Annotated in this window: 8 protein-coding genes; 2 read left to right on the top strand and 6 right to left on the bottom strand. The window is 49.1% G+C overall.

Annotated features, from left to right (window positions below; translation table 11 throughout):
- Positions 1–236, bottom strand: a 236-nt coding sequence (locus tag L0156_25185) for an STAS domain-containing protein (protein MCI0606294.1), incomplete at its 3' end; no start/stop codon positions are given.
- Between the two features lie 13 nt (positions 237–249).
- Positions 250–1,551, bottom strand: coding sequence for an amidohydrolase family protein (locus L0156_25180; protein ID MCI0606293.1), 1,302 nt, complete (start codon positions 1,549–1,551; stop codon positions 250–252).
- A gap of 119 nt (positions 1,552–1,670) precedes the next feature.
- Between L0156_25180 and L0156_25175 the strand changes: the two genes are divergently transcribed.
- Complete coding sequence (locus L0156_25175) at positions 1,671–2,375, top strand: hypothetical protein (protein MCI0606292.1); 705 nt, start codon at positions 1,671–1,673, stop codon at positions 2,373–2,375.
- 64 nt (positions 2,376–2,439) lie between these two features.
- Positions 2,440–4,179 carry an Ig-like domain-containing protein gene (locus L0156_25170; GenBank protein MCI0606291.1) on the top strand — a complete coding sequence of 580 codons (1,740 nt, stop codon included), beginning with the start codon at positions 2,440–2,442 and terminating at the stop codon, positions 4,177–4,179.
- 140 nt (positions 4,180–4,319) lie between these two features.
- Here the strand turns inward: L0156_25170 and L0156_25165 are convergent, their stop codons facing one another.
- The 4 genes from L0156_25165 to L0156_25150 form a co-directional block, all read right to left on the bottom strand.
- Positions 4,320–4,706 (bottom strand): YciI family protein, encoded by a 387-nt coding sequence (locus L0156_25165; GenBank protein MCI0606290.1) that lies wholly within the window; start codon positions 4,704–4,706, stop codon positions 4,320–4,322.
- A 110-nt stretch (positions 4,707–4,816) separates the two neighbouring features.
- Positions 4,817–5,083 (bottom strand): LytTR family transcriptional regulator, encoded by a 267-nt coding sequence (locus L0156_25160; GenBank protein ID MCI0606289.1) that lies wholly within the window; start codon positions 5,081–5,083, stop codon positions 4,817–4,819.
- Entirely contained in the window at positions 5,074–5,514 is a 441-nt protein-coding gene (locus tag L0156_25155) for a response regulator (protein MCI0606288.1), read from the bottom strand. The genes L0156_25160 and L0156_25155 overlap by 10 nt, the downstream gene beginning before the upstream one ends.
- Positions 5,515–5,574: 60 nt before the next feature.
- Positions 5,575–6,450 (bottom strand): histidine kinase (locus L0156_25150; protein MCI0606287.1); only part of this gene is annotated, 876 nt, incomplete at its 5' end.

Below are 6,450 nucleotides of genomic sequence, written 5' to 3'. Positions count from 1 at the left end.
CAGACTTTGAGATCTCCTTTTTCCGCTTTCACTCTTTTGAGCACCGTGAGGAAGACGCGCAGTCCCGTGCTGCTTATGAAATCCACATCCGAAAGATTAAGAACAAGCTTGACAGCTCCGGAAGAAAGAATGCTGTTCATCTCTTCTTCGAATTGAATGGAAGTCGAAGGATCTATGCGTCCTGACACGCGGATGATTTCAATACCCTGATCGTTTTTCGTGGCTTCTACTTTCATGTTTTGCTCCCTTTTATGGACGGCGAACAATCTGTCCATCCTTCATCACGAAAACAACTTTTTCCGTTGCATGAATGTCTCGAAATGGATCTCCGGCAAGGGCGATGACGTCCGCGATTTTTCCTTTCTCCAGCGATCCAATTTTTTCTTCCAGACCGAGAGCGGTCGCAGCATCGATGGTTGCGGAACGTAGAGCAGCGACAGGGCTCATGCCATGATCCGCCAGGAGCGCGAATTCCTGGGCGTTGACCCCGTGAGGTGATACACCGGAATCGGTCCCAAAAGCGATATTCACTTTCAGTTTTAGAGCTTTTTTGAATGTCTCCGAGCGTTTTGCAATCGCCGCGGCTGCTTTGGCTTGCACTTCTGGCGGCAATGTTTTGGAGGCAGGTCCTTTCCCCGCATATTCTCCGGCAAGAAGGGTTGGCACAAGCCAGATGCCTCGCTCTTTCATCATTCGAAGAGCTTCGTCATCCAGAAAGGATCCATGTTCAATTGTGTCGGCGCCGGCCCGAATGGCCACTTTTGCGCCTTCCGCTCCATGCGCGTGAACTGCTACCTTTTTCCGGAGCTTATGCGCTTCCTCAACGATTGCATCCATTTCGGCCTGCGTGATTTGTGGAGTATCCACTTCATCGCCAATGGATAATACTCCACCGGTTCCGCAAACCTTGATCACATCTGCGCCATATTTAATTTGATACCGGACGCTATCACGAAACTGGTCCGGTCCGGAAGCAATCCCATCGGCGATTCCTGGTTCTTCGCCGAAAGTGCCTTCAGGGAATCCGGTCCCATCGCAATGTCCACCGCGTGCGCCCAGCGCGGTGGTTGCAGCCAGAATTCGTGGACCGGCGATCAATTTCTTGGCGATTGCATCACGCAAACCCGCATCAATACGATCGTTAGCGCCAAGATTGCGGATCGTCGTGAATCCGGCATCCAGCATTCTCCGCGCCATCACCGATGCTTCAATCGACTGTTCAGCTACAGTCTTTCGCAGACCCTGATAGAAGGATAGGAGAAAATTGGGTCCTAACTCACCCGTTGCATGGACATGCATATCAATGAATCCCGGCAGCAGGGTCACATCTCCAAGATCTACAACCTCTGCGCCATCCGGAACTGCAATTCCAGTGCCGGCCTGACGGATCATTCCACGTTCCACGATCACAATCCCGTTCGTTACTGGCTCCGCAGACCGGCCATCCCACAAACGGGCCGCGCGCAACACCAGAATCGATTTGGATTCGTCTGCGGCTAGAGTAAAACAACAAAGAATAAGAACTGCGAAAACAACGAAACGAATTCTCATCTGATCTCCTCTTGGGGAACTTGACTCTCTTATTGTAATAGAGCCTGCAACAACGGCACGTTTTTCCTTTGTGTCGATTCTTGATAGAATCATCGGAACAATAGTCTCACGAGTAGTATGTGAATAAAACTGCTCTTTCCCTCTTGTTTGTTCTGATTATCCTTTGTGCTCTTTCCACCGGAGAAGCGACAAATAATAACAAAGATCACAAGAGAGCTTTATTCGGACAAATCATGAGCGACCCGGTGATTCGCGGGTTTGTCGAAGAGGTTCGAAAGGATCCGGGAAATCAAACGAAGATAGATGCTCTCTTGCTGCAACTGCCTCTATCCCCTCTGGATCTTTTTCAGATCCGGATGGAAACAAACTTTCGTGAGTACGCAGTGCCCCGTGAAGTTTTGCAATGGCACGAACGATGGCTGACTCTTCGGCCGCAGGTACAGGCAGCCAGCCAGGCGATCAATGCAGCTCTTTCGTTCAGTCCCGGCGCGATTATTGCGATGGCTACAGTCGGAACGAACCGCAATGTTGCAACGACCGGTAATCCTGCTCCGATCGAGTATCAGGGTGAAATCCAAATTTCTGTCAACAAAAACAATCCCGACCAAATTGTCGCAGCCGCGAACACATGGGACACTCCGGCAGGCTGCGATCAAACTCAAGCGATTTTTGCCAGCAGCAACGAAGGCGCCAGCTGGAGTTACACGTGCGCCCCCAGCGTTGGGGCGTACGGCGTGGGCTGTCCTGACCCTGACAGTATCGTGTTCGGCAGCGATCCCGCCGTCTACTGGGATAGCACTCACATGCGGAACACAAACCTGTAGTGGAGAAAAAACTTTCTATACAAAGTCAACCGATGGTGGCCAATCCTGGTCCGCTCCCGTTCTTGTGAAGCAGCACAATATTTTTGGATTCAATAACAACGCCAACATTCCGCCTCAAGACAATCGCGGCATCAATCCATTTGGCGCAATCGATGTTGACAATTCAGGTGGCACCTTTAACGGGCGTCTGTACGTAGCCTATTCCGATGTAAACAACGGAGCAGCGATGGCAACGTCCGACATCTATGTAGCTCGCTCCACGGACGGAATGAACTGGACAGAGGTAAAGGTAAATGACGACGCCACAAGTACTGCTCAATTCCATCCGTTTCTGGTTGTGGATCAAACAAACGGTTCCGTTGCGGTCGGCTGGCATGACGCGCGAAACGATACCGCGAGCAATCGTAAAGTCGATTATTTCATGAGCCGATCAACTGATGGAGGCGTTAGCTGGGAAGCGAACACCAAAGTCAGCCAACCGAGTGCAGAATTCAACAACAGTGGGATTTCCCATTCAGATGAAAATACGACGGATAATACCGGCGGCAATCCCAACCAGTATGGTGAATACCTGGGAGTCGACGCTCACAACGGTAAGGCATACATGGCCTGGACTGATACCCGGCACTTTTTTCCGAATAGTACGGGGAATACACAAAGAGAAAACCTTGGATTTGCGGTGGTGACCTTTACCGGCTCAGGCGATATAACACCACCTACAACGAACATCACTTCGCCAACCGGTGGGGCCACTGTTAGCGGAACAATACCGGTTAACGCGGATGCAAGCGATAACATTGGAGTTACGAAAGTCGAATTCTATCGCGACGGAACAAACTTAATCGACACCGATTTTGATTTCCCTTATAGCGTGAACTGGAATACGACCACAACATCCAACGGCAGCCATAATCTGACTTCAAAGGCATACGATGCCGCTAACAACACGGGAACATCCACCCAGGTCAATGTTAACATAAGCAATGCCGATACAACTCCACCAACAACGTCGATCACGTCTCCAACCGGAGGATCATCCGTCAATGGGACAATTCAGGTAAAGGCGATCGCCAGCGATAATGTCGGTATAAAGAAGGTTCAGTTTTATGTGAACGGAACAACTCTCATCGGTTCCGATAGCTCATCACCTTACCAGGTCAACTGGAATACGAACACCGTGGCAAATGGCAATCACAATCTAACAAGCAAGGCAACCGATACTTCCAACAATGTCGCAACTTCTTCAGCAGTAAATGTGACCGTAAACAACATCACCAATTGCACACTTTCAAATCAGATCGTGACAAACCCTGGATTCGAAAGCGGAAACACGGGGTGGAGCCGGTCCAGCTCGACAGGAAACAATTCGGGAATCATCACAAATGGCACAAACAGAGCTCCTCATAGCGGAACCTGGTATGCTCACTTGAACGGTTTGGCGATTACAAATACTCAAACGATAACCACCAATTCCACAACGATGGTGATACCTGCCGAAGTTTGCGCTGCATCCTTGAGCTTCTGGCAGAGCATTGATACAGCCGAGACAACCGCTACCAGTGCTAACGATACGGTGAAAATTCAGATTAATGTGAAGAAACCGAACGGCTCATTCGGAAGCTGGGTGACACTCGCGACCTATAGCAATTTAGAGGCGACCGGAATGAACATTTATACGCAAAAGTCAATTGATCTTATGACTTATGCCGGCAAGACGGTGAAAATCCGCTTCCAGGGAATAGAGAATTCATCCCTGCAGACCACTTTCCTTTTTGATGATATTGCACTGAATGTAACCCAATGATTTACACGTGCTTGAGCGCAATTTTCATTGCGTTCTCCGGGTGTTCAGCAACTCTCGCGCGCGCCTGACAGCGTCCCGAAGGGTGGGATTTGGAGCGTTTCTCCAACTGGAGAGTGCCTCCATATGGATAAACACTGACTTTATTTATGAAGGTATTTTTCCCAGGCAACCAGTTTCCATGGATGAATTTCGTAAAGGAATATTCCCTTTTTAACTGCAGGATCCTCAGCAACGATAGCGCGCGCCTCAGATTCATCGACTACCTCGAGTAGCATTGCTCCGCCGGAATTATCCGCAAACCCGCCTGCCAACTTCATCGATCCCTTCTTGAATAAACTCAGCATGTATCTTCCATGCTCTTTGAGCGGTTGCGCTGATAAGGGTTGGTCCTGTAACCATCCGGGACCGGGCCGGTAGACCACAAGAAATGTTTTTTTTACATCACTTTTCGTTGTCTCGATAACACTGTGTATAGGTCCCAAAAGGGTAACCGCAAAGGAAAGCCCAAAAAGCAGAATGTTTTTCATTTTGTTTGAATATGACTCGATGCAGTGCGAGCAGTCAACAAATCTGCCCTGAACGGTCCGGAATTTGTCGCAAGCGGGGCGTGTGAATGAAATGTGACGTAGTAGAAACGCTAATGACTCAAAAGTGTTCGAACCAATTGCAGTTTCTTACGGCTCAAATGCAGCTTTTCGCCATTTGTTAGAATCACGTGATAGCGGCTGCCCGAATCGTTTTCCTGTCCCGCAAGGAAACTGGTGTTTACCAGATAAGACCGGTGAAGACGCTGAAAACTTTCAGGCATTCTCTTTTCCAGCTCCCTTAAAGTTTTATCGTGCAAGTGAACCGATCCATCTTTGCAGTGAATTTCCGAATAGTCATCGGCTCCTTTCAGGTACATAACGTCCAAACCGGAATCGAACGAAGCTCATGGCCTTTCCGCACGGCAAGGCACTTAAGCCGTAACCGGAAACTCGGATCGGGATCATTCACACGCGCTAATGCTTTTCGCAGACGTTCTTCGCTGAAAGGTTTGGCAACAAAATCCGCGACTCCATATTCAAAAGCCCGTATGGCTTGATCCGAATGAGCCGAAACAATGATGGTTTGAAAAGAACCGGAAACAACTTCCGTAATGCGAAAACCATCCGACCCGTTCAAATTCAGATCCAGGAACAAAAGGTCAATCGGATGTTCCCGGATGTATGCAAGTCCATCATAAATGTCCTCATGATGCCGGATCGTTCCCGCTTGCTCTCCAGGAATATGATGAATCATTCTGATCAAACGTCGCGCTACGATCTGCTCATCTTCTACAACAAGTATTCTCATATAATTCGCAGGCGAGACGCCTGCGGCCCATAATACGGGCAAGATGCCCGCGCTACTCCGTTACTCCACCGGTATCCAGATCTCATTCTTCCAAACCTCCCCGTCTCTTCCGGCCGTAAATTTCCATTTGTTACCGTAACTTTCCTGGAGTCTGCTTTTGATATAGCGGAAGCCAGTGCCTTCTTTGACCTCTCCGGAAGTATCTCGGGCGCTCCCTAGTGGGGCTTTCAATGTGTAACGATAAAAACCATTTTCCTTCTGCACATCCAAACGAAATTCAATCCGTTGCCCTTCGGGTCTGTTATGAATGATGGCGTTCTCTATCAGCGTATGGATCAGCGCAGGTGGAATCGCCGGCTCCGGATTGATTGAATTCACGGAAAGCACGAACTCCTTTCCCTTTCTCTTGCTCATGATTTCCGCATGACTCGAACAAAGCCGGATCTCATCTTTGAGTGGAATCAGGGAACGGTTCGAAACTTCGGATAGCACACGAAACTCGTCCGATAACGACTGAATCATCTTTGTCGCCTCTTTGGGTTCCTGTTCGATCCATTCGGACAATGCCGTGAGTGTATTCATCAGGTAGTGAGGCTGAATATGTTTCTTCAGCAGCTCAATCTCAAGTCGTGTGGATTTCAAACGCGCTTCTTCCCTTTCTAACCGAACTTGCCGTACCTGCAGAACATGCGATGTGAGCAAACAGAGAAGCAGAAAATCCATTCCGAAGTAAAGCGTTAAATCAGCAAAAAGGAAGGGTCTCCAAAACAACGCGATTCCCGTGACAGCCAGACCTATGAGCGCCAGCCAGCTACCACGACGCCGGCCCGCGGCCGAGCGAAGAGTCCAGATTAAGGAGAGGCTGATTCCAATTAAAAACATGCTCAGAGATTTGAGATCCCAACCGGGAACGAACATGCTCAGGCCAAAACCGAT

Source organism: bacterium, assembly GCA_022616075.1.
GTDB lineage: Bacteria > Acidobacteriota > HRBIN11 > JAKEFK01 > JAKEFK01 > JAKEFK01.
Note: the sequence above shows the minus strand (reverse complement) of the source record. Positions and strands in the feature narration are given on the sequence as shown.